Origin of the sequence: Gordonia paraffinivorans, assembly GCF_900683595.1 — a bacterium.
Lineage (GTDB): Bacteria > Actinomycetota > Actinomycetes > Mycobacteriales > Mycobacteriaceae > Gordonia > Gordonia paraffinivorans.
Genome location: NZ_CAACYD010000007.1, coordinates 19,342 through 40,382, shown reverse-complemented (window position 1 = coordinate 40,382; position 21,041 = coordinate 19,342). Strand labels below are relative to the sequence as shown.

Below are 21,041 nucleotides of genomic sequence, written 5' to 3'. Positions count from 1 at the left end.
TCCAGGCCGCTGTGCCCCTGCACACCGTGGCGTGCAGGGGCACAGCGTCTCTCGTTCGGCGGCCCGGGGAGATCAGAAGGCGCGCAGGTTCTCCTTCAGGGTCGAGCCGGTGTACTCCTCGCGAATGAGGCCGCGACGACGCAACTCCGGGGCCAGGCCGTCGGAGATCATGGCCAGGTTCATGCGGGTGGTGGGCAGGTAGAACAGGAAGCCGTCGCCGCCGGCCTCCTCCATGATCTCGCCCATCTTGTCGGCGATGGTCGACGGCGAACCGATGAGGCCCATGTCCTTGACCTGGAAGCTCGAGGCGACGACCTCACGCAGGGTCTCGTCCTCGCGCCCCTCGAACAGGCCGGCGATCGAGGTGTACTCGCCGTTCTGCTTGCTGAGGTCGATGTCGCGGACCTTGGTGTCGGGATCGATCGCACCGAAGTCGATCCGGCCGCCCGAGGTGTAGGACATGTTCCACAGGTTGTACTCGATGGCCTTGTCCGTCTTGCGGAATGCCTGCGCGGCCTCGTAGGCGGCCTGGGCTTCGGCGTCGGTCGCCGCGATCGTGGGGGTCGCGATGAACAGCACCTTGATGTGATCGGGGTTGCGACCGGCGGCGGCCGCGCGGGCGCGGATGTCCTCGCGGTAGGCCTTGGCCGCCGCGGCGTCCTTGACGATCGCGATCTGGGTGTCGTCGTAGTTGGCGGCGAGCACGCGGCCCAGCTCCGAGCTGCCGGCCGAGCAGACCGGCACCTCGCGCTGCGGTCCCGGGATGGTGTTGAGCGGGCCGCGGCACTTGAAGAACTTGCCGACGAACTCGATCGGGTTGACCTTGGTGTGGTCGGCGTAGACGCCGGCGTAGGGATCGGCGATGACGGCGCCCTCCTCCCACGAGTTCTGCAGCGCCTTGACGACGTCGATCCACTCCATCGCCATCTCGTAGCGCTCGTCGTGCTCGAGGTGACGCTCGTAGCCGAAGTTCTGGGCGACGCGGTCGGTGACGCTGGTGACGACGTTCATGCCCACGCGTCCCTCGGTGAGATGGTCGAGGGTGGTGAAGGCACGGGCGGCGAGGAACGGCGGGTACTGGATGGTCGACACAGTCGGGATGATGCCGATGTGCTTGGTCTGCTGGGTCATCAGCGGGACCAGCGGCAGCGGATCGTTCTTGGGCGCCATGAAGCCGCGGCGCAGCGAGGTCTCGGCAGAGTTCTTGTAGGAGTCCTCGACCATCGAGGTGTCCTCGATGAGGATGTAGTCGAAGCCGGCTCGCTCGAGGCTCTTGGCCATGTCGACGTGGATGTCGGGCTTCATCCAGTCCAGGTGGTTGGTGCCGGTCCAGGGACCGTCACCGTTCGTCGGGCTCCAGGGGTGAATGCCGAAGCCGTCTCCGAGGAACCAACCCATATGGAACATGTGAATCTCCTGTCGTGAAATACCTGCGATGGGGTCCGCCCACCGCGAGAACTGTTGGTCGGCAGCGAGTGCCGCCGGTGATCCGAAGGGTCAGGCCACTGCTTCCATGGCCTGGTAGGCGCCGACGAGGGTCTGCGTGTAGTCGTTCGACGGCGCGTTGAGCAGCGACATGGTCTCGCCCGATTCGACGACCTTCCCGCGGTTCATCACCAGCAGGTCGTCGGTGATGAACGCGGTCGCGGGAAGACCGTGCGAGATGAACACCAGCCCGAGGGAATGCGTCGTGACGTAGTCCTTCAGGAGGTTGAGCACCACGGCCTGGGCCGAGACGTCGAGGGCGCTGACCGCCTCGTCGCAGACCAGGATGTCGGGGTGCACGACGAGTGCGCGTGCGATCGAGAGGCGTTGCCGCTGACCGCCGGAGAGCTGATGCGGATACCTCTCGACCAGCTCCGGGGCGATGCCGAGGTCCGCGACGATCGAGTCGACCGCATCGTCGGCCGCCTTCGAGTCCAGGCCGCCCAGGATCTGCGCGGGACGCCGGATCGCCTCGCGGACGATGCGGCGCGGGTCGAAGGTGGTCGTGGTGTCCTGGGCGACGAGCTGCACCTTGCGGCGGTACTCGAGGCGCCCGGGACGCCGCTCCAGCAACCGGCTCAGGTCTCGTCCGTCGACGAGGACCTGACCCGACGTCGGTGCGGTCAGTCCGACGATCATCTTGCCGAGAGTCGACTTGCCGGAGCCGGATTCGCCAACGATCCCGACCGACCGGCCGCTCTCGAGCTTGGTGGTGACGCCGCCCACAGCGGTCACCTTGCGGCCGTACTGCTTGTGGACGTCGACGACCTCGATGATGGTGCTCATGCCGCCGGCTCCTCGGTCATGACCGTGTCCAGCGTCGGGAGACGGTCGAGTTGGGCCGAACTCAGCGTCGGCATGCACTGCAACAGGCCACGGGTGTACGGGTGGCGGGCGTGGTCGAGGTCGCGCGCGGCCACCGTCTCGACGACCTCGCCCTTCTGCATCACGAGCACCTTGTCCGCGAACCGGCGGGCGAGCGCGATGTCGTGGGTGATGAACACCAGCGACGCGCCGTTCGCGACGGTCAGCCCCGTCATCAGCTCCATCACCGACACCGCCAGCGAGGCGTCGAGCGCGCTGGTCGGCTCGTCGGCGATGAGCAGCTCCGGCTCGGACGCCAGGGCGATGGCCATCATCACGCGCTGGCGCATGCCGCCGGAGAGCTGCCCGGGCACCGACGACATCACCCGTCGGGGATCGACGATCCCCACCTGCTCGAGGCGCTCCTCCGCGGCGGCGGCACGCTCCTTGCGGGACCCGTACCTGCCCTTCGGGAGGACCGCCATCAGCTGGCTGCCGACCGACCAGATCGGGTCGAGGGAGCTCATGGCGTCCTGGAAGATCATCGAGATGCCCTGGCGGCGATCGGGAATCCGCTTGGCCGGCAGATCGAGCAGCGAACGACCGGACAGCGACATCGTCGTCGCGGCCACCTCGCCCACACCCGGCGGGATGAACCCGCCGAGTGCGTTGGCGATGCTGGACTTGCCCGACCCCGACTCGCCGACGATGGCGACCCGCTCGCGCGTCCCGATGGTGAACGAGGTGGGGTGGATCTTCTCCACGCCGCCGTAGCGGATGGTCAGGTCCACCACCTCGAGAACCGGCGACGGCGCCTCGTGCGTGCTCTTCGTCTCGGGAGCAACCGAATCGGTGAGCGTGGTCACGGCTTGAGCACCGAGTAGTCGATGACGCTGTCGGTACGGAACACGTAGCCGCCGAGACCGTTGCGGAAGGCGTTGAGCGGCTGTACGTATCCGATGTACACGGTCGGCATCTGGTCCTGCAGGACCCGCTCGGCCTTGTTCCACTCCGCCCAGGCCGCCGGAGTGAGCGGCTCTCCGGCCTTGTTGCCGGCGGCGATCGCGTTGTTCAGCGGGGCGTAGTCGAAGTCAGGCCAGTTGATGGGCGAGCCGGGGGTGTAGAACAGCGACAACACGTACGGCGGGGACTGGACGACCGCGTAGTCGCGACCCATCGACGCCTGGAACGTCTTGGCGGCCAGGCCCTCCTGGAAGACCGCCGAGTTCACCTCGTTGAGGGTGATCTCGAAACCTGCTGCGCGGGCCGCGGTCTGGATCTGGACGGCGGTCTCCTTGAGATCCGGGACGGCGTTGTTGATGGTCAGCTCGAACTTGACCGGGGTGCTGACGCCGGCGTTCTTCAGGATCTCGAGCGACTTCTGCGGGTCGAAGGTGTTCGGGTTCAGGCCGCTGCCGTTGAAGTCGGGCAGGGTGTCGTTGAGGATCGACGAGATCGGCCCGAGGCGCCCCTTGTAGACGTCCTTCATGATCGCCTCGTAGGGCACCGCGTGGGCGAACGCGCGGCGGACGTCGACGTTGTCGAAGGGCGCCTTGGTGGTGGTCAGCGGCACGTAGACGTAGGCGTTGCTCGGGACGTCGAAGATCTGGGCCGCGCCGGCGTCGCTCAGGGCCACCTGGTCGGCCGGGCGCAGCTGGGTGGCGATGGCGGCGTCACCGCTCTTCACCAGGTTCGACCGCTGGCCGGCGTCGGCGACGACGCGCTGCACGATCTTCTTGACCTCGGGCTCGCCGAGCGCGTAACCCGGGTTCGCCTCGTAGACCATCTGCTGGCCGGGGGTGTAGCTGACCAGCTTGTATGCACCGAATCCGTAGTCGGCGTTGGTCTTCGAGCGCTCGACGCCGTACGGGTCGTCGGGGGTCGCGTGTGCCTTGAGCACGTCGGAGTCGTAGATGGTGTAGGGCTGGTTCGACAGCAGCGACAGCAAGGTGAAACCGTGCGCCGGATCGTCGATGGTGATCGTGACGGTGTCGTCGTCGATCTTCTTGACCTGGTCGGGCGAGGTGATGACCGGGGCGCTGACGAACGCCACGATGCTGGTGTCGACCTCGAACTTGCGCTTGAAGGAGAAGACGACGTCGTCGGCGTCGAGCGAGTTGCCCGAGGCGCTCTTGGCGTCGGTGTTGAGGTCGAAGGTGAAGACCTTGCCGTCCGGGCTCACGTCGTAGCTCTTGGCGAGGACCGGTTCGAACTTGAACAGCTCCTGGTGGGCCGCGAGTCCGTCGGTTCCCTCGACATAGGGGTTGCGGATCAGGGTGGCGCCGGTGTTGAGCCAGAACTCCGCGGCCTCGTAGCCGGTGGGGGTGCTCTCGTAGCTGAAGCTCGGCGGCTGGGCGGCGGTCACGATGACCACACCGCCCTCGGCCGAGTCCCCCGACGAGCCGCCGCAGGCACTGAGCGTCAGCGCGGCGGCGAGGGTGAGCGCGGTGCCGCTCACCAGAGCGGACAGTCTCTTCCTGGTGGACTTCATGGGTATCGAGGACTCCGTTCTACTTCGAGGTTGTCGAGACGAGATGTGCACGACGCGGTGTGCACGAGGACCTGGCACGAGGGGTCGGGCGGGCCGGGATGATCAGGTCCGCCGGCGGCGGGAGATGAAGGTGGTGACCTTGGATGCGGCCCACACCGAGTAGGCGAGTGCGAGCACCGGGAAGAGCGCCGGCCACCACCGGCCGACCGCGGCGTCCGCGGCGCCGTCGGCGAGCATGTTGCCCCACTCCGCGGTCGGGAGCGGGATTCCGACTCCCAGGAACCCGAGGCCGGCGCAGAAGATGATGGCCATGCCGAAGATCGCCGACGCGTTCTCGAGAACCGGTGCGCACGAGTTCGGGATCACGTGGCGGAACAGGATCCGGATCTCGGACTCGCTGCTCATGCGGGCTGCGGTGACGTACCCGTCGTTGCGGGTTCGCAGGACCTCGGTGCGCATCAGACGTCCCTGGAAGGGCATCAGCACCAGGGCCAGCGCGATCGAGACCACGACCTCGTTGCGCCCGAAGAAGGACACGATCACCAGCCCGCCGATCATCACCGGCAGCGCCTGGACGAGATCGATGGTGCGGCCGAGCGTTCCGGCGATCACGCCGAGCAGACCTCCCCTGGAGCCGTACATGCCGGCGATCGCGCCGATGGCCATGCCCACGACGGTCGCCAGCAGGGTGACCGCGATCGCGATGAGGATGTCGAGGCGGAAGGCCGTGAGCGTCCGCGAGAAGACGTCGAACCCGTTGGAGTCGGTGCCGAACCAGTGGTCTCCCGACGGCGCGGTCGACGGTGTCCCGACCACCTCGGTCGCCGGCTGCGGGGCGACGATCGGCCCGATCACCGCGAACAGCAACAGGATTCCGAACGGGATGAGCGCGGCGTGGCGACGCAGGCCGGCGACGGCTCCGGCGGACCTGCCCGCCGATCGGTCGACGTCGGTCTCAGAGGTGCTCTTCAGCGTTGGCATCACCATGTCAGACCTCCTGGTTTCGCGAGTCGCGGCGGCGGGAGTCGAGGAGACCGGTGGCCACCTCGGTGAGGAAGTAGACGATCAGGCAGAGACCGGCGATCACGACCAGGAACGAGCGGAGCGCGAAGACGTCCGAGGCGCGGACCGCGTCGACCGCGTACTGGCCGAGGCCGCCGAGGCCGAACAGCGATTCCAGGACCACGGCGCCACCGAGGAGCAGACCGAAGATCATGCCCAGCATCGCCACCGCCGAGGGCAGCGCCCGGCGGTACACGCTGGCGATCACGATGCGCCGCGGGGCACCCGAGGCGATCCGGAATCGCGTTGCCGGGTTGTCGATCTCGGTGTCGAGCGCGAGGATCAGCGACTTCACCAGGATCGCCGTATGCGAGACGACCATCACCGCCACCGGGAGGATCAGGTGGGAGATGTAGGAGTTGGCGGCCTCGGCGTCGCCGGCGATGAACGCGTCGAGGATCGGGAACCCGGTGACCTCGGCCGGTGGCATGAGGATGGGATCCAGACGCCCCGACGGTGCGGGCACCCAGGCCAGTGTCGCGAAGAAGACGAACAGGAACAGGATGCCGACCACGTACTCGGGGATCGCACCTGCTGAACTCGCGTAGGAGCGCAGGACTTTCGAGAAGCGGTTGGTCGGCTTGGTCACGACGAAGTACGACATCGGCAGGGCGACGAGGCAGGCGAAGAACAGGCCGGTCCCGATCAGCTCGAGCGTCGCGGGGATGCGCGTGGCCATGTCCTCGGCGACCGGGCGACCCGTCGCGATCGACTCCCCGAGGTCGAAGCTGAACAGCGAGGTCAGATACGACCAGAACTGGGAGGCCAGGGACCCGTTGAGTCCGTACACTTCTCGCGCCTTCCCCAGCGCCTCGCCGGACAGGCGGCCGCCGGACGACGACACGAGCGGGTCGCCGGGGATCAGCTGGACGAGGAAGAAGGCCGCCACCACGAAGATGAGGAAGTTCACGATCGCGCGGCCGGCGGCGCGGCCCACCCAGGCCCACTCCGACAGTCGGGACAGCACCGACTGCGCACCGAATCCCTTTGTCCCGGTTCCGCCATCGGCGGTTCCGGTCACGAGCGTCGGATCTGCGATGCCCGTGTCGACTCGTATATCGACGGTCACTCGACTCCTCCCATCCACGGGTCGATCAATCTGTTGGGACCTGATCCTGTGGTCGATTTGTTTCGAAACCCGCGTCGCGGCGTGACTGATCAATTGCGCGGGTTCACAAACGGGAGATGGAACCGATCTGCGCAGGTCAAGAGGTCGGGGTCTCCGATCGCATCGGTTTTGCGCCGAATGTGATGCGCGCTACTCGGCGCGACCTCGGCCGCAAGAGTCCTTAGACTCCCTTTGCATCGGCCGTTCAACCCCCACTCTTCACGATCGGAACCTGATCATGACGACGCCACCCAGCTTTCACCCCCGTTCGCGCGGAGGTTCGGCGCGTGGGCGCCAGGTGTCCTCTCGCCGCGTGCGCGACCTGATACTCGCCTCGATTCGCAACGGCACCATCGACATCGACGCGCAGCTGGTCGAAGAAGACCTCATGATCATGTTCAACTCCAGTCGGGGTTCGGTGCGCGCCGCGCTCAACGAGCTGAGCGAGACCGGCGTCGTGATCCGCCGGCCACGCGTGGGAACCCGGGTCAATCGCCGCGATCTCGGTGTGGCGCTTGACGACATCGCGGTGACCGGCGGCGAGCAGGTCCACATACAGGTGACCGATCAATGCATCGTCCCGACGTTTCCGCTGGTCCGTTCCCGGTTGAAGATCGACGACGACGTCGTCCGCCTCGTGGAGAACTCCTTCATCGCCCGCGGCGAGACCATCGGGATGCGCAGCGCCTACTTCTCACCGCGGTTCAACGCCGATCCGAACCTGTTGCGCGACAAGCCGATCTCGATGGCACGGACGCTCGCCGAGTTCTTCGGCGTGGCGCCCGGGGGCGCGGCGGTCTCCATCGGCGCCGAACGCGCCGACGATCGCACCGCCCGCCTCCTGGGTGTCGCCCCCGGAGAGACCCTGCTGTCCCGCGAGATCCTCTACACGGCCGCCGACGGCGCACCCCTGGAGATCGTCTTCGACCGTTTCCGCGCCGACCTGGTCCGCTTCGAATCGCAGGTCGACCACTCCGATCTGACGTGGTGCCCCGATCCGAATCCTGTTCCGCCCGGGCGGGAATCGGCGTTCACCGATTCGCGCGAGGTTCACACCGGCGCAGATCGGGTGGGCACTGTGGCGCAATCTGTGTGAAATGATCGCTTGACGCTTCGGCAATGTCGCGCGCGCACGCTGCTGGTGAGATCAACACCGCGACATTCGAAGGGGAAGCATCGTGATCGTTTCCGTTGTGGCAGGCAACCCGAAGCCTGCGTCGAGGACATTGACGGCGGCGAGCCTGCTGGCGTCGACCCTCACCGGCAAGGAGCCCGATCACGTGGTCGACGTCGTCGACCTCGGCGCCGGGCTCCTGGGGTGGGGCGATCCCGCGGTCGCTTCGGCGGTCGAGACCGTCGCCGGCGGCGACCTGGTCGTGTTCGCCTCCCCCACCTTCAAGGCGACCTACACCGGCCTGCTCAAATTGTTCCTCGATCAGTTCTCGACCAGCGACGGGCTGCAGGACGTCACCGCGATCCCGCTCATGCTCGGCGCGGGACCCGCCCACTACATGGCGCCCGATCTGCTGCTGAAGCCGGTGCTCGTGGAGCTCGGCGCCACGGTGCCGGCCGCCGGGCTCTACGTGGTGGACAAGCTCTACGACGATGCCGAGGCCTTCCAGCCCTGGATCGACCGTTGGGGTCAGGTGGTCCTGTCGTCCGCCTCTGCGACCGTGTCGGCGGGTGAGTGATGACCACGTTGATCCCCACCGCCGAGATCGACAGCGCCGAACTCCGAAAGGCCTTCGGCGCCTTCCCCACCGGCGTCGTCGCCCTGGCCGGGATGGCGGGCGACGAGCCGACCGTCATCGTCGCCTCGTCGTTCGCGGTCGGTGTCTCGCAGGAGCCGCCGCTGGTGATGTTCGCGGTCCAGCAGAGCTCGACCACTTGGCCCGTCCTCCGAGGCCTGCCCACGCTGGGGATCTCCGTGCTCGGTGAGACCCACACCGAGGTCATCCGGCAGTTGTCGTCGAAGGACAAGACCCGGCGCTTCGCCGGCGTCGACACCACCGTCCTGCCGAGCGGCGCGCTTCTCCTCGACGAGGCGCCGGTCCATTTCGAGTGTTCCATCGAGAGTTCCCACGTCGCCGGCGACCACGAGATCGTGGTGTTGCGGGTGATCGGCCTGGCCAACGATCACTCCAAGAATCCGATCGTCTTCCATCGGTCGGCCTTCGCACGGCTGTCCGCCTGACCACCCGGCCCCCGGGGTGGTGCGCGACGATCCCCCGCCTGCCGCGCACCACCACGTCCCGGCCCGCTCCGGGCCGCGATGATCCCGGTGTCCCCGTCGAAGCTGTGTAGCCTGTTGAGGGCTCCGGCCTCGACGAAGGACATCTCCATGAACGCATCGGTCACCCCCGAAGCCGAATCCGCCATCGCCGACATCTCCGCCCGCTACGGGATCTCCCGCGACGCGGTGCTGGCGATGCTGTTCGCCGTGAACTCCGGCGGCGGGACCATGGCGCAGTTCAACATCCCCGAACTCGGCGGCTCCGGCCAGTGGATGTGCGGAGGGATGACGATGGTCGGCGACATGTTCGACAACTCGCTCAAGGCCCGGGTCGATTCGCTGTGCAACGAGTTGTCGAACCTGCTGGCGACCATCCAGATCTTCCCGCCGGCCCCGGCCGGGAACGACGCGTTCGCCGGGTCGGGCGCTCAGACGTCGGGCAATTGGGGGCCGGCAGATCTCGGCATCCCTAGTTCGTCTGGAGCCCAGAACGACCTGCGCTACGCCGTCTTCCCGGGCACGCGCCGCCTCGCGATCCAGGTCGCGGGCACCACGCGCGTGTTCGACACCGGAGACCACCAGATCTCGGGCGTCCAGCAGCAGCAGGGCACCGGTTATGGCTCGCTGTCCTTCTCCAGCCAGTACGGCACGTTCGACGTGTCGAGTCTGGTGGAGCCCGGGGCCGACCAGGTCGCGGGGACGCCGGTCGCCGCACCCGCGCCGGACGCCCCGGCCCCGGCGGCGGAACCCGTCCGGGGCGCGGCGTCGGCACCGCAGGGGGCGTCGGACATCGTCGCCGCGATCGAGTCGCTCGCCGACCTGCATCGACGCGGAATCCTCACCGACGAGGAGTTCGCCGCGAAGAAGGCCGAGCTCCTCGGCCGTCTCTGACCCCGCGGTCGCCGGTCCCCGCGGGCGACCCGGCGCCCTGAGACGCGGGTCACCGGGTGGTCGGTGTGATGAGCTGTGCGACAACACTTGTCGTCACGGGCACGGGTTTGCTGTTACCACCTTGTTTCGCCTTCCCGCGTCTCGCTAACCGCAGGTAAAAAGACCGTCCTTCGGACTGCTAAAGAGTGCTTCCGGCGCGACGATGTTCCGGTGTCCGGATTGCCTGCAGACCACCGCGCCTTCGCAGAGGCCGCTCTACCCCTCTACGGGCTCGCGCCGTCCGCGGCGCTGCGCCTGCTGAGCCTGTCGGAGAACGCCACCTACCTGGCCGATGACGGGAACTCGCAGATGGTCCTGCGGGTTCATCGTCCCGGCTACCACTCGCTCGACGCCGTGCGCTCGGAACTGCACTGGATGTCGGCCCTCGGCGCACAGACCCCGGTGTCGACCCCGACGCCGATCTCCGCGGTCGACGGCTCCGACGTCGTCGAGGTGACCGTCGACGACAGATCCCTGCTGGTGGACGCGGTCACCGTGGTGCCCGGCCGCACCGCGGAGGAATCCCCGGACATGGTGGACTTCGCCACCATCGGGACGGTCACCGCACACCTCCACGACCACAGCATGTCGTGGTCTCCGCCGGCCGGATTCACCCGGTTCACCTGGGACGTGGAGTCGATACTCGGTCCGCGTGCGCGGTGGGGCCAGTGGCGCGAGGCACCCGGACTCAGCGAACGCGACCGCGCGGACATCGCCGCGGCCGCCGAGGTCATCGCCGAGCGCCTGCAGCGTTTCGGCACCGGACCCGACCGTTTCGGGCTCGTCCACGCCGATCTGCGTCTGGCGAACCTCATGGTCGACCCGGGCTCCGATCTCCCGGTGGTCACCGTCATCGACTTCGACGACTGCGGCTGGTCCTGGCATCTCGCCGATCTCGGCTCCGCGCTGTCGTTCATCGAGGACTCCCCCGAGGCTGAAGAGCTGATCGCCGACTGGCTGCGGGGGTACACCGCGGTCCGCCCGCTCCCCGACGAGCATCGGGCGATGATCCCGACGTTCGTGTTGCTGCGGCGCATCCAGCTGACCGCGTGGGTGGCCTCGCACGCCGATTCCGACGCGGCCCGCGAGCTGGGCGAGGATTTCGCGTCCGGCACAGCCGCTCTCGCCCGCAACTACCTCGGCGATCCGAACTGGCTGCGAGGAGCCGTCGACCGATCGTCCGCCGCCTGAGCCCCGTCCACCCCCGTCACCGGCGCCCGCCGGTCTCACCGATCCCGAGGAGAACCATGTCCCTGTTCGATCTGTCCGGCCGATCCGTGATCGTCACCGGCGCCACCAAGGGCATCGGCCGCGGTATCGCCGGCGTGTTCGCCCGCGCCGGCTGCAATGTCGCGGTCGCCGCCCGGTCCGAAGCCGAGATCGAGGCGTGTGTCGCCGAACTCGACGCCCTCGCAACCGGGAAGATCATCGGGATACCGACCGACGTGAGCAGCCGCGAGTCGTGCGATGCCATGGCCGCGGCGGCGATGGACGCCTTCGGCGTCATCGACGTCGTCTGCGCCAACGCCGGCATCTTCCCCGAGGCCTCGCTGCCGACCATGACCGACGCCCAGCTCTCGGAGGTGCTCGACGTCAACGTGAAGGGCACCGTCTTCACCGTCCAGGCCTGTCTCGACGGCCTGACGGCCTCGGGCAGCGGCCGCGTGATCATCACCTCGTCGATCACCGGGCCGATCACCGGATTCCCCAACTGGTCGCACTACGGGGCGTCGAAGGCCGCCCAGCTCGGCTTCATGCGCACGGCCGCCATCGAGCTCGCGGCCAGTGGGATCACCGTGAACGCCATCATGCCGGGCAACATCCTGACCGAGGGCCTGGTGGAGATGGGCGAGGACTACATCGCCGGCATGACCCGCGCGATCCCGATGAAGGCGCTGGGCACCCCGGAGGACATCGGCACCCTCGCCGCCTTCCTCGCCACCAGGGAGGCCGGCTACATCACCGGTCAGGCGATCGCCGTCGACGGCGGCCAGGTGCTCCCCGAATCACCGGACGCGATCCCGGCCTGACGGGTCTCCACCCGAACCCCGATGCACGATCGCGGGGCGGGGCTTTGAATCGCACATCCTCACATGCGATTCCGGGTCCCGCCCCGCGATGTCCGTCTCGCCCGGGTCTCCGCGGGACCGGGAATCACACCGAGGCGACCGACGTCCCGTCGTCGACGACGTTGTCGAAGAAGTGCCCCAGTCGACGACGCTTGGTATCGAGGTAGCGCACGTTGGCGGGCTTGACCCCGACGATCAGCGGCACCCGCTGCGCGATCGCGATCCCCGAGTCGGTGAGCGCACGGACCTTGTCGGGGTTGTTCGTCAGCAGACGCGCGCGGTCGATACCGAGATCGGCGAGAATAGCAGCGGCAGCGCCGTATTCGCGGCCATCGACCGGCTCGTCGAGTTCGAGGTTCGCCTCCACCGTGTCGAGTCCCTGGTCCTGCAGGCGGTACGCGGCGAGCTTCTTGAGCAGGCCGATGCCGCGCCCCTCGTGCCCGCGGAGGTAGACGACGACCCCGCCCTCGTGGCTGATGCGTTCCAGCGCGGCCTCGAGCTGCGGACCGCATTCACAGCGCTGCGACGAGAAGGCTTCTCCCGTCAGGCATTCGGAGTGGATGCGGACGAGCGGGGCCGGGCGGCGCAGTCCGTCGCCGGCGACCCCGCCGCTGATCAGGGCGATGTGTTCGTCGCCGGTCTCGGTGTCCCGATAGCCGATCGCCCGGAGCTCGCCGGTCGGGGTCGGCAGGACCGTCTCGGCGCCCCGGCGGACACGCGGCCCCACCGTCCAGCGTCCGGCGTCGTGCATCCGGCGGTAGTTGACGAGTTCCTCGATGGTCAGGACGGGCAGGCCCATCCGCGACCCCAGCGCGGCGACCTGCGGATAGCGCATCATCGATCCGTCGTCGGCGACGAGTTCGGCGATCACCCCGACGGGGGCGATGTCGGCGATCGTGCACAGGTCGACGGCCGCCTCGGTGTGGCCGGGACGTTCCAGGACGCCACCCGGCCGGGCCCGCAGGGGCAGAACGTGCCCGGGACGGGTGAAGTCGCGCGGACCGGCGGCGGCCGCGGCAAGCATGCGCAGCGTGTGAGCCCGGTCGGCCGCGGAGATCCCGGTGGTGACACCCTCGGCCGCATCGACCGTCACCGTGTATGCAGTCGCCTTGGGGTCCTCGTTGTTCGCCACCATCGACGGCAGTTCGAGCATGTCCGCCCGCTCGGCCGTCATCGGTGCGCACAGCAGCCCGGAGGTGTTCCGGACCGTCCATGCGGTCCATTCGGTGCTCACGCGGTCGGCGGCCAGGATGACATCGCCCTCGTTCTCACGATCGGCGGCGTCGGTCACCAGGACCGGCCGACCCGCACGAAGTGCATCGATGGCGTTCTCGATGGCGTTCATCAGTTCTCCTCGTCGTCGACGACCATGCGCGTCGTGGCTCCCACGTGTCAGTCATTCGACACCGCGACCATGACGGCACGGAAACCCGCGCGTGGCAGATTGATTTCGCCGATCACGAGATGCGAATGCGCAGGCCACACGCATGTCGGCGGCGAATCCCGCCGGTTCGGCGTTCCCCCCGGCGCGATTGCGCCGGACGGCGAGGGCATCCCCGGCCGCCACCGGGTCTTCGGCATACTGTTCTTCTGACACGGCCCGCACCGATGGGCCCGGCCGAACTGGAGGTGCCCGTGGCCACTGGCCTCGTCGCCCTGCTCGACGACATCGCGACACTCACCCGTGCCGCCGCCGCGTCCCTCGACGACATCGGGGCCGCGGCCGGCAAGGCCAGCGTGAAAGCCGCGGGCGTCGTCGTCGACGACACCGCTGTCACGCCGCGCTACGTCGACGGGTTCACGCCCGACCGGGAGCTGCCGATCGTCCGGAAGATCGCGATCGGGTCGATCCGCAACAAGCTGCTGATCATCTTGCCGGTGGCGATGCTCCTCAGTCAGTTCCTCCCCGGCGCGCTGCCGTACCTGCTGATCGCCGGTGGCCTGTTCCTCTCCTACGAGGGGGCGGAGAAGGTCTGGGAGGCCATCGGCGGCGGCCACCACGAGGACGCGGGCCCGAAGCAGGGCGGACCCGAGTTCGAGAAGACCATGGTCCGCGGCGCGATCCGCACCGACCTGATCCTGTCGGCCGAGATCATGGTCATCTCGCTGTCGTCGGTCGAGGACGAGCCGTTCTGGACCAGGCTCATCGTCCTGATCGTCGTCGCGTTCCTCATCACCGCACTGGTCTACGGCGTGGTCGCGCTCATCGTGAAGATGGACGACGTCGGCCTGGCGCTGGCCCGGCGCGAATCGCGGATCAGCCAATCGGTCGGCCGCGGTCTGGTGAACGCGATGCCGAAGATCATGGCGACACTCACGGTGGTCGGCATCGCCGCCATGCTGTGGGTCGGTGGCCACATCCTGATCGCCAACGTCGGCGAGGCCGGATTCCACTGGCCCGCGGATCAGTTGCACCACCTCGAGCACTGGTTCGCCGAACTGGTCCACGGTGGCTTCGGCGGGTTCCTGTCCTGGACCGCCGGGACGGTGGTGTCGGCTCTCGTCGGCCTGGGCGTCGGCGCGATCCTCGTGGCGCTGCTGCACTTCCTGCCCAAGCGGGCGAAGAAGAACGAGGCCGCCGCCGAGGTCGAGGCGCACTGACCTCGGTCAGCCCACCAGACGCCACAACCCGATCAATCCGACCACGACGATCACCCCGCGCAGCGCGCCCGGCGACAGGCGTCGCCCGTACCGCGCGCCGATCATCCCGCCGGCCAGCGACCCGAGGGCGATGACCCCGGCCGCTGCCCAGTTGATCCGATCGAACGCGACGAGCGTGTAGGTGACCGCGGCGACGACGTTCACCACGAGCGAGAGCAGGTTCTTCGCCGCGTTCATGCGCTGGATGTGGTCGGGCACGACCACTCCGAGAACGGCGATCAGCATGATGCCCTGGGCGGCGGTGAAGTAGCCGCCGTAGATGCCCACGGCGAAGGTGCCGGCGATCATCGCCGTGATGCGCAGCGGGGTGAGGTGCTCACGCTCCGGGTGCACGGGGCCGGTCGACCGGCGCGCCACCCACGCCGAGATGCGCGGTTGGGCGACGACGAGTATCAGCGCGGCGACCAGCAGCACCGGTACGACCATCTCGAAGACCCGCTCCGGCAGATGCAGCAGCAGCCAGCATCCGACGATCGCGCCCACGAACGACGCTGGGATCTGCCACCGCAGTTGCGGCCACTGGCCCTCGAGCTCCCGCCGGTACCCCCAGGTTCCCGACACGCCTCCCGCAACCAGGCCGATCGCGTTGGAGATGGTGGCCGTGACCGGCGGAATCCCGAACGACACCAGCGTCGGGAAGGTGATCAGTGTGCCGCTGCCGACGACCGCGTTGATCGCGCCCGCTCCCACGCCGGCCAGCAGAACGGCCAGCAGTTCCCAAGTCGTCACAGTGTCCGAGGGTGCCCGCTGCGCCGAGGGACGTGAACACCGGGGTGGGTCACACCAGTCGCTCGCCCGTCTCGGCGTGGAACAGGTGCACGGCCCGATCGGCCTGCTTCAGTCGGATCCCCTCGCCGCGTTTGGCCGGGGACCGCTCCGAGGACCGCGCGACCATGACCATCGGCTCGGCGTCGAGGTTGCGCACCGACGGGTCGGCGAGGTTGGCGTAGATGTAGGTCTCGCTACCCAGCTCCTCCAGGAGGGCGACCTCGGCGTCGATGCCGGTACCGTCGTCGGCGAGGGCCAGGTGTTCGGGCCGGATGCCGACGGTGACCGACGACAGACCCGAACGGCGCAGTGCTGCCTGCGATTCCGCGTCGAGATCGACCCGTGCCCCGGAGACGGTGATCTCGCCGTCGGAGACCGGTGCGGTGAAGAGGTTCATCCCCGGCGATCCGATGAATCCGGCGACGAAGGCGTTGACCGGACGGTCGTACAGCTCGGTGGGCGACGAGAACTGCTGCAGGACGCCGTTCTTGAGAACGGCGACCCGGTCACCCATGGTCATCGCCTCGACCTGGTCGTGGGCGACGTAGACGGTCGTCGTACCGAGCCGACGCTGCAGCGCCGCGATCTGGGTGCGGGTCTGCACACGCAGCTTGGCGTCGAGGTTGGACAGCGGCTCGTCCATGCAGAACACGCGCGGCTCCCGGACGATCGCACGACCCATCGCGACGCGCTGCCGCTGGCCGCCGGACAGCTTGGCGGGCTTGCGGTCGAGGAAGTCGGTGAGATCGAGCAGCTTGGCGGCCTCGGCGACCTTCCGCTTGCGCTCGTCGAGGGGAATGCCGCGCATCTTGAGCGCGAAACCCATGTTCTCCCCGACGGTCTTGTTGGGATAGAGCGCATAGTTCTGGAAGACCATGGCGATGTCGCGGTCCTTGGGCGGCACTCCGACCATGTTCTCGCCACCGATGCGGATCTGCCCGGAATCGATCTCCTCGAGACCGGCGAGCATACGCAATGCGGTGGACTTGCCCGAACCCGAGGGTCCGACGAGGACGACGAACTCGCCGTCGTTGATGTCCAGGTCGAGGGAGTCGACGGCCAGCTTGTCGGCGCCGGGGTAGACGCAGCAGGCCTTGTCGTAGGTGATGGATGCCATGGTTTGCTCCGGAGGTCGTGGTGGTGGGTCAGGAGAAGAACGGATGCCGGTGGGTCATTTGATGGCGCCGAACGACAATCCTCGGACGAGTTTGTTCTGGGCGATCCAGCCGCAGATGACGACCGGTAGCGCGGCGAGGACCGAGGCCGCCGACAGCTGCGCCCAGTACAGGCCCTGCCCCGACATGAACCCGGTCAGGAACACCGGCATGGTCTGGGCGTTGACCGCGGTCATGTTGACGGCGAAGAAGAACTCGTTCCACGAGAAGATCACACAGATCAGCGCGGTGGCGGCGATTCCCGGTGACACCAGCGGGAGGATCACCTCGCGGACCGATGTCCACAGGCTAGCACCGTCGATGCTCGCCGCCTCGAGCAGTTCGCCTGGAACCTCGAGGAAGAACGAGCGCATCATCCACACCGCGATCGGCAGATTCATGGCGGTGTAGAGGATCACCAGCGTCCAGATGTTGTCGAGCATCCCGATCTCGCCGACGATCACGTACAGCGGGATGATCGCGGCGACGATCGGCAGCATCTTGGTGCTGATGAAGAAGAAGAGCGCGTCCCTGGTCTTGCGGACCGGCCGCAACGACAACGCGAACGCAGCCGGAACACCGAGCAGTAGGACGAGAATCGTCGAGACCACGGTCGCGAACACCGAATTGAGCAGTGGTGTCGCGATTCCCGCGTCGAAGACGTCACGGAACTGTTGCAGCGTCGGGGTGAAGACGAACGTCGGCGGGTTGGTCGCCGCATCGGACTCCTGTTTGAACGCGGTCAGCACCATCCACAGGACCGGGAAGAAGAACCCGATGGCGAGGATCCAGGTGAACACGGTCAAAGCCGCTTGCCGTGGATGCCTGCGTCGACGGATCTCTGTGTGAGACAGACCTTCCGGGCTCGTCTCCACGGGCGCGGTCGGGCGGGTGTCGGTGGTCATCAGGCCGGCTCCTCTGTTCCGGTGAACGACTTGAAGATCAGTCGGAGCGCCAGCGAGGCGACGACGATCGTGCCGATCACGGTGACGACGCCCATCGCCGCGGCCTGACCGATGTCGAAGCCGAGGAAGGCGCGCTGGTAGATGTAGTACGAGAGGTTGGAACTGGAAACGCCCGGCCCGCCGGAGGTCATCATGTACACGGCGTCGAAGGTGTTGACCAGATAGATCGCGCCGAGCACCGCGCCCAGTTCGATGAAGCGGCGCAGGTGCGGCAGCGTCAGTTCGCGGAACAACCGGAAGCTGGTGGCGCCGTCCACGCGGGCGGCCTCCTGGACATCACGCGGCATCGACTGCAGGCCGGCCAGTATCAGCAGCATCATGAACGGCGTCCACTGCCAGACCAGTTCGGCCATGACGCTCATCAGCGGGAACTCCGACAACCAGTCGATCTCCACCCCGAATGGGCCGAGCGCCCAGTTGACCAGACCGTTGGTCGGCGACAGCAGGCTCGTCTTCCACAGCAGCGCCGCGGCGACCGGCGTCACCAGGAACGGGGTGATCAGCAAGGTGCGAACCACGCCGCGGCCCAGGAACTTCCGATCGAGCAGCAGCGCGAAGAGCAACCCGAGGACGATCGAGACGAGGACCGTGCCGACGATCAGCAGGACGGTGTTCGCGGTGACGCGCCAGAACTGGTTGTCCCGGAAGACCGCCACGTAGTTGTCGAGGCCGACGAACGAGCGGGAGTCCGGACGGACCAGGTTCCACGACTGCGTCGAGTAGTACAGTGTGAACAGAAACGGAACCTGCGTCACCACGATCATGAAGATCAGCGCGGGCAGGAGTGGTCCGCGGCGGCGCCACCCCTCGGCGCGTGAGATGTGGTCGCGCGACGAGGTCAGCGGTTCCTGACCGGCGGGTTCTTCGGGGGCCCGCGGCGGGGCTGCAGTCGCCATGATCAATGCTCCCTCTGGTAGGACTTGCCGACGACCTCGGCGTACTCCTGCGCCTGGGCCAGTGCGTCGTCGACGCTGATCTGTCCGGCGATGGCAGCCGAGATCTGCTGGCTGACACGGGTTCCGAGATCCTGGAACTCGGGGATCGCGAGGAACTGAACGCCGGTGTAGGGGACCGGCCTCAGCGTCGGTTCCAACTGGTTCGCAGCCTGCATGGACGCCAGCGTCTGTTCGGCGAACGGTTCGGCGAGTTCGCGGTAGGCCGGCAACTCGTAGGTCGACATCCGGCTGCCCGGCGGCACGTGGCTGGGGCCGAGTTTCTCGGCGACATATCGGATGTACTCCTTACCCGTCATCCACCGGATGAACGCCCATGCCTCGTCGGGATGTTCGCTGCTGCTGGGGATGCCGAGCGACCAGGTGTACAGCCAGCCGTTGTCCTTCTTGGCCATGCTGGGCGCGGGGAGATATCCGACGTCGCCGGCGATCGTCGAGGTCTCCGGGCTCTCGAGCACCGACACCGCGGAGGTGGCGTCGTACCACATCGCAACCCTGCCCTGCGACAGCAGGTTTCCACATTCCTGGAAGCCCGACGACGACGCCCCGGCCTCGCCATACCTGCGTACGGTGTCGACGTAGAACTGCACCGCCGCCTTCACTTCCGGACTGTCGAGCCGGGCGTTCCAGTCCTCGTCGTACCAGCGGCCGCCGTAGGCGTTGATCACGGTGTTCAACGGCGCGAGGACCTCACCCCAGCCGGGCTTGCCGCGCAGGCAGATCCCGGCGACACGGTCGCTGTCGAGTTTCGCGGCCGCCTCGGCGACCTCGGGCCAGGTGGGATTCGGCGGAAGGGAGACCCCGGCCTCGGCGAAGAGCCTCTTGTTGTACATCAGGAACGACGACTCGCCGTAGAACGGGGCCGAGTACATCGATCCGTCGTGGGACAGCGCCGTTTTCAGGGTGGGTATGAAGTCGTCGGCGTCGTAGTCGGGGTCGGCCGCCATGTAGGGGCCGAGGTCGACCAACCAGCCGTACTCACCCCACATCGGGGTCTCGTAGTTACTGATCATCACGACGTCGAACTCGCCGCCGCCGGTGGCGACCGATGCGGTGATCTTGGCGCGCGCCTCGTTCTCCGAGAGGGTCACGAACTTCACGCTGACGCCGGGGTTCTGCTGTTCGAACTGGTCGGACAGGGCCACTGCATCCTGCATCTGCGAGTTGGAGACCATCGCGACGGTGATCTCGCGCCCGCCTCCGCCGGTGAGCGATCCGGCCCCGGAACAACCGGCCACCACCAGCGCCACCGTCGCCACGAGGACGCCGAGGACGCTGCGTCGGGAGAACTTCATTGTTCGCCTTTCTTCTGCAACACAAGCCATTCCGCGGTCGCAACATCGGTGACGAGGATGGTGGCGTAGCCGCCGCGGAGGGCGCCGAGAATCGACTCGCGCCTGTGCTCGCCACCGGAGACGAGGATCGACGTGGGACATGCGCGCACCGCGTCGAGCGGGACCGAGATGGTCCGGTCGACGAGGCTCGACGCCACCGGGTTGCCGTCGGCGTCGTAGAACCGGCCGCCGATCTCCCCGACCGCGCCCAGTTCGAGGAGTTCGTCGAGCACGATCGCGTCGATGAACGCCCCCTCGAAGAGGGTCGTCGACGTCGAGACCGACCCGACGCCGAACAACATCACCTGCGCGCCGCGAGCAGCTGAGAGCGCCTGCGACAGAATCGAATCGCGATTGACCGCGGCCACGGTCTCGGGGTCGACGTAGAGCGGGGCGACGAGCCGCAGCGGGCGTGCGTGGAGACGCTCGGAGAATCGCGCGAGCGCGTGGTCGACTCCGGTGTGGTACTCGACGGAGGTCATCGAACCGTCCATCTGCACCACCCGCTCACATGACGAGCTGGCGCCCAGGGCATCGGCGACGGCGACCTGTTCGGGCCCCCAGGTGAAGCCGAAGGTGTCGGAGGGTTGGATACGGCGTGTCAGCACCGATGCCCCGGCGCGGCCGAGCGCGGCGTTGCCGGTGGTCGATCCGTCGGCCACCTCGTCGATGACCAGCACCTCGTCGAGGCCGAATGCCTCCTCCACCCGCCGTTCGAGGTCGGTGTGGATCGAGGCGGACAGGTGCGGCGGCGCCGACACCGTCACCTGCACCAGGCCCTGGGCGCGGGCACGGGCGACGAGCCGGCCCGCGGTGGGACGGGAGACGCCGAGCCGGGCCGCGATCTCGGCCTGGGTGAGGCCCTCGAGGTGGTACATGGTGGCCGCGCGGACGAGGAGTCGCAGGTCCTGACCGGTGTCGGCGCCGGCTCTCCCGGACGGACGCGCGGTCGCGGTCTGCTGATCGTCGGCGGAGTCGACCGCCGGTTTGCGAGGTGCCATCCAGGCCCACCCCCGTCGTCTCG

At 67.8% G+C, this 21,041-nt stretch carries 20 protein-coding genes; 7 read left to right on the top strand and 13 right to left on the bottom strand.

What is annotated here, in order from left to right:
* Positions 1-72: 72 nt before the first annotated feature.
* From E1P53_RS13180 to E1P53_RS13155, 6 genes are all read right to left on the bottom strand, one after another.
* Positions 73-1,407, bottom strand: coding sequence for an NtaA/DmoA family FMN-dependent monooxygenase (locus E1P53_RS13180; RefSeq protein ID WP_006901365.1), 1,335 nt, complete (start codon positions 1,405-1,407; stop codon positions 73-75).
* A gap of 90 nt (positions 1,408-1,497) precedes the next feature.
* Positions 1,498-2,271, bottom strand: coding sequence for an ABC transporter ATP-binding protein (locus E1P53_RS13175; protein ID WP_006901364.1), 774 nt, complete (start codon positions 2,269-2,271; stop codon positions 1,498-1,500).
* The gene (locus E1P53_RS13170) at positions 2,268-3,155 is read right to left on the bottom strand and encodes an ABC transporter ATP-binding protein (RefSeq protein ID WP_006901363.1); all 888 of its coding nucleotides are present in this window, start codon (positions 3,153-3,155) and stop codon (positions 2,268-2,270) included. The genes E1P53_RS13175 and E1P53_RS13170 overlap by 4 nt, the downstream gene beginning before the upstream one ends.
* Positions 3,152-4,780: an ABC transporter substrate-binding protein gene (locus tag E1P53_RS13165; protein ID WP_131734599.1), complete on the bottom strand. Its 1,629-nt coding sequence runs from the start codon at positions 4,778-4,780 to the stop codon at positions 3,152-3,154. Before E1P53_RS13165 ends, E1P53_RS13170 begins: the two co-directional genes overlap by 4 nt.
* 102 nt (positions 4,781-4,882) lie before the next feature.
* Positions 4,883-5,767 (bottom strand): ABC transporter permease, encoded by an 885-nt coding sequence (locus E1P53_RS13160; RefSeq protein ID WP_131734598.1) that lies wholly within the window; start codon positions 5,765-5,767, stop codon positions 4,883-4,885.
* A gap of 1 nt (position 5,768) precedes the next feature.
* Positions 5,769-6,911: an ABC transporter permease gene (locus E1P53_RS13155; protein WP_131734597.1), complete on the bottom strand. Its 1,143-nt coding sequence runs from the start codon at positions 6,909-6,911 to the stop codon at positions 5,769-5,771.
* Between the two features lie 352 nt (positions 6,912-7,263).
* Between E1P53_RS13155 and E1P53_RS13150 the strand changes: the two genes are divergently transcribed.
* The 6 genes from E1P53_RS13150 to fabG all read left to right on the top strand — a co-directional run bounded on the left by E1P53_RS13150 (position 7,264) and on the right by fabG (position 12,143).
* Positions 7,264-8,046 (top strand): GntR family transcriptional regulator, encoded by a 783-nt coding sequence (locus tag E1P53_RS13150; protein ID WP_244941189.1) that lies wholly within the window; start codon positions 7,264-7,266, stop codon positions 8,044-8,046.
* An 82-nt stretch (positions 8,047-8,128) separates the two neighbouring features.
* The gene (locus E1P53_RS13145; protein ID WP_131734595.1) at positions 8,129-8,641 is read left to right on the top strand and encodes an NADPH-dependent FMN reductase; all 513 of its coding nucleotides are present in this window, start codon (positions 8,129-8,131) and stop codon (positions 8,639-8,641) included.
* On the top strand, positions 8,641-9,144 hold the full coding sequence (locus tag E1P53_RS13140) for a flavin reductase family protein (RefSeq protein WP_181954849.1): 504 nt from the start codon (positions 8,641-8,643) through the stop codon (positions 9,142-9,144). Before E1P53_RS13145 ends, E1P53_RS13140 begins: the two co-directional genes overlap by 1 nt.
* Before the next feature lie 147 nt (positions 9,145-9,291).
* On the top strand, positions 9,292-10,074 hold the full coding sequence (locus tag E1P53_RS13135; protein ID WP_131734593.1) for an SHOCT domain-containing protein: 783 nt from the start codon (positions 9,292-9,294) through the stop codon (positions 10,072-10,074).
* Between the two features lie 210 nt (positions 10,075-10,284).
* Complete coding sequence (locus tag E1P53_RS13130; RefSeq protein ID WP_131734592.1) at positions 10,285-11,304, top strand: phosphotransferase enzyme family protein; 1,020 nt, start codon at positions 10,285-10,287, stop codon at positions 11,302-11,304.
* A gap of 62 nt (positions 11,305-11,366) precedes the next feature.
* Entirely contained in the window at positions 11,367-12,143 is a 777-nt protein-coding gene (fabG, locus tag E1P53_RS13125) for a 3-oxoacyl-ACP reductase FabG (protein ID WP_131735321.1), read from the top strand.
* A 124-nt stretch (positions 12,144-12,267) separates the two neighbouring features.
* Here fabG and ribB read toward each other — a convergent pair whose 3' ends face one another.
* Positions 12,268-13,527 (bottom strand): 3,4-dihydroxy-2-butanone-4-phosphate synthase, encoded by a 1,260-nt coding sequence (gene ribB / locus E1P53_RS13120; RefSeq protein ID WP_131734591.1) that lies wholly within the window; start codon positions 13,525-13,527, stop codon positions 12,268-12,270.
* A gap of 290 nt (positions 13,528-13,817) precedes the next feature.
* Between ribB and E1P53_RS13115 the strand changes: the two genes are divergently transcribed.
* Positions 13,818-14,783 (top strand): DUF808 domain-containing protein, encoded by a 966-nt coding sequence (locus E1P53_RS13115; RefSeq protein ID WP_181954848.1) that lies wholly within the window; start codon positions 13,818-13,820, stop codon positions 14,781-14,783.
* A gap of 6 nt (positions 14,784-14,789) precedes the next feature.
* Here E1P53_RS13115 and E1P53_RS13110 read toward each other — a convergent pair whose 3' ends face one another.
* The 6 genes from E1P53_RS13110 to E1P53_RS13085 are packed head-to-tail and all read right to left on the bottom strand — an operon-like array spanning position 14,790 to position 21,018.
* The gene (locus tag E1P53_RS13110) at positions 14,790-15,572 is read right to left on the bottom strand and encodes a sulfite exporter TauE/SafE family protein (RefSeq protein ID WP_109238007.1); all 783 of its coding nucleotides are present in this window, start codon (positions 15,570-15,572) and stop codon (positions 14,790-14,792) included.
* 49 nt (positions 15,573-15,621) lie between these two features.
* Positions 15,622-16,728 (bottom strand): ABC transporter ATP-binding protein, encoded by a 1,107-nt coding sequence (locus E1P53_RS13105; protein ID WP_131734589.1) that lies wholly within the window; start codon positions 16,726-16,728, stop codon positions 15,622-15,624.
* Positions 16,729-16,782: 54 nt separating this feature from the next.
* A complete protein-coding gene (locus tag E1P53_RS13100; protein WP_109238005.1) occupies positions 16,783-17,670 on the bottom strand; it encodes a carbohydrate ABC transporter permease in 888 nt (295 codons plus the stop codon).
* Positions 17,670-18,626 carry a carbohydrate ABC transporter permease gene (locus tag E1P53_RS13095; RefSeq protein WP_109238004.1) on the bottom strand — a complete coding sequence of 319 codons (957 nt, stop codon included), beginning with the start codon at positions 18,624-18,626 and terminating at the stop codon, positions 17,670-17,672. Before E1P53_RS13095 ends, E1P53_RS13100 begins: the two co-directional genes overlap by 1 nt.
* Positions 18,627-18,628: 2 nt before the next feature.
* Entirely contained in the window at positions 18,629-19,978 is a 1,350-nt protein-coding gene (locus E1P53_RS13090) for an ABC transporter substrate-binding protein (RefSeq protein ID WP_109238003.1), read from the bottom strand.
* A complete protein-coding gene (locus E1P53_RS13085; RefSeq protein WP_131734588.1) occupies positions 19,975-21,018 on the bottom strand; it encodes a sugar-binding transcriptional regulator in 1,044 nt (347 codons plus the stop codon). The genes E1P53_RS13090 and E1P53_RS13085 overlap by 4 nt, the downstream gene beginning before the upstream one ends.
* Positions 21,019-21,041 lie beyond the last annotated feature (23 nt).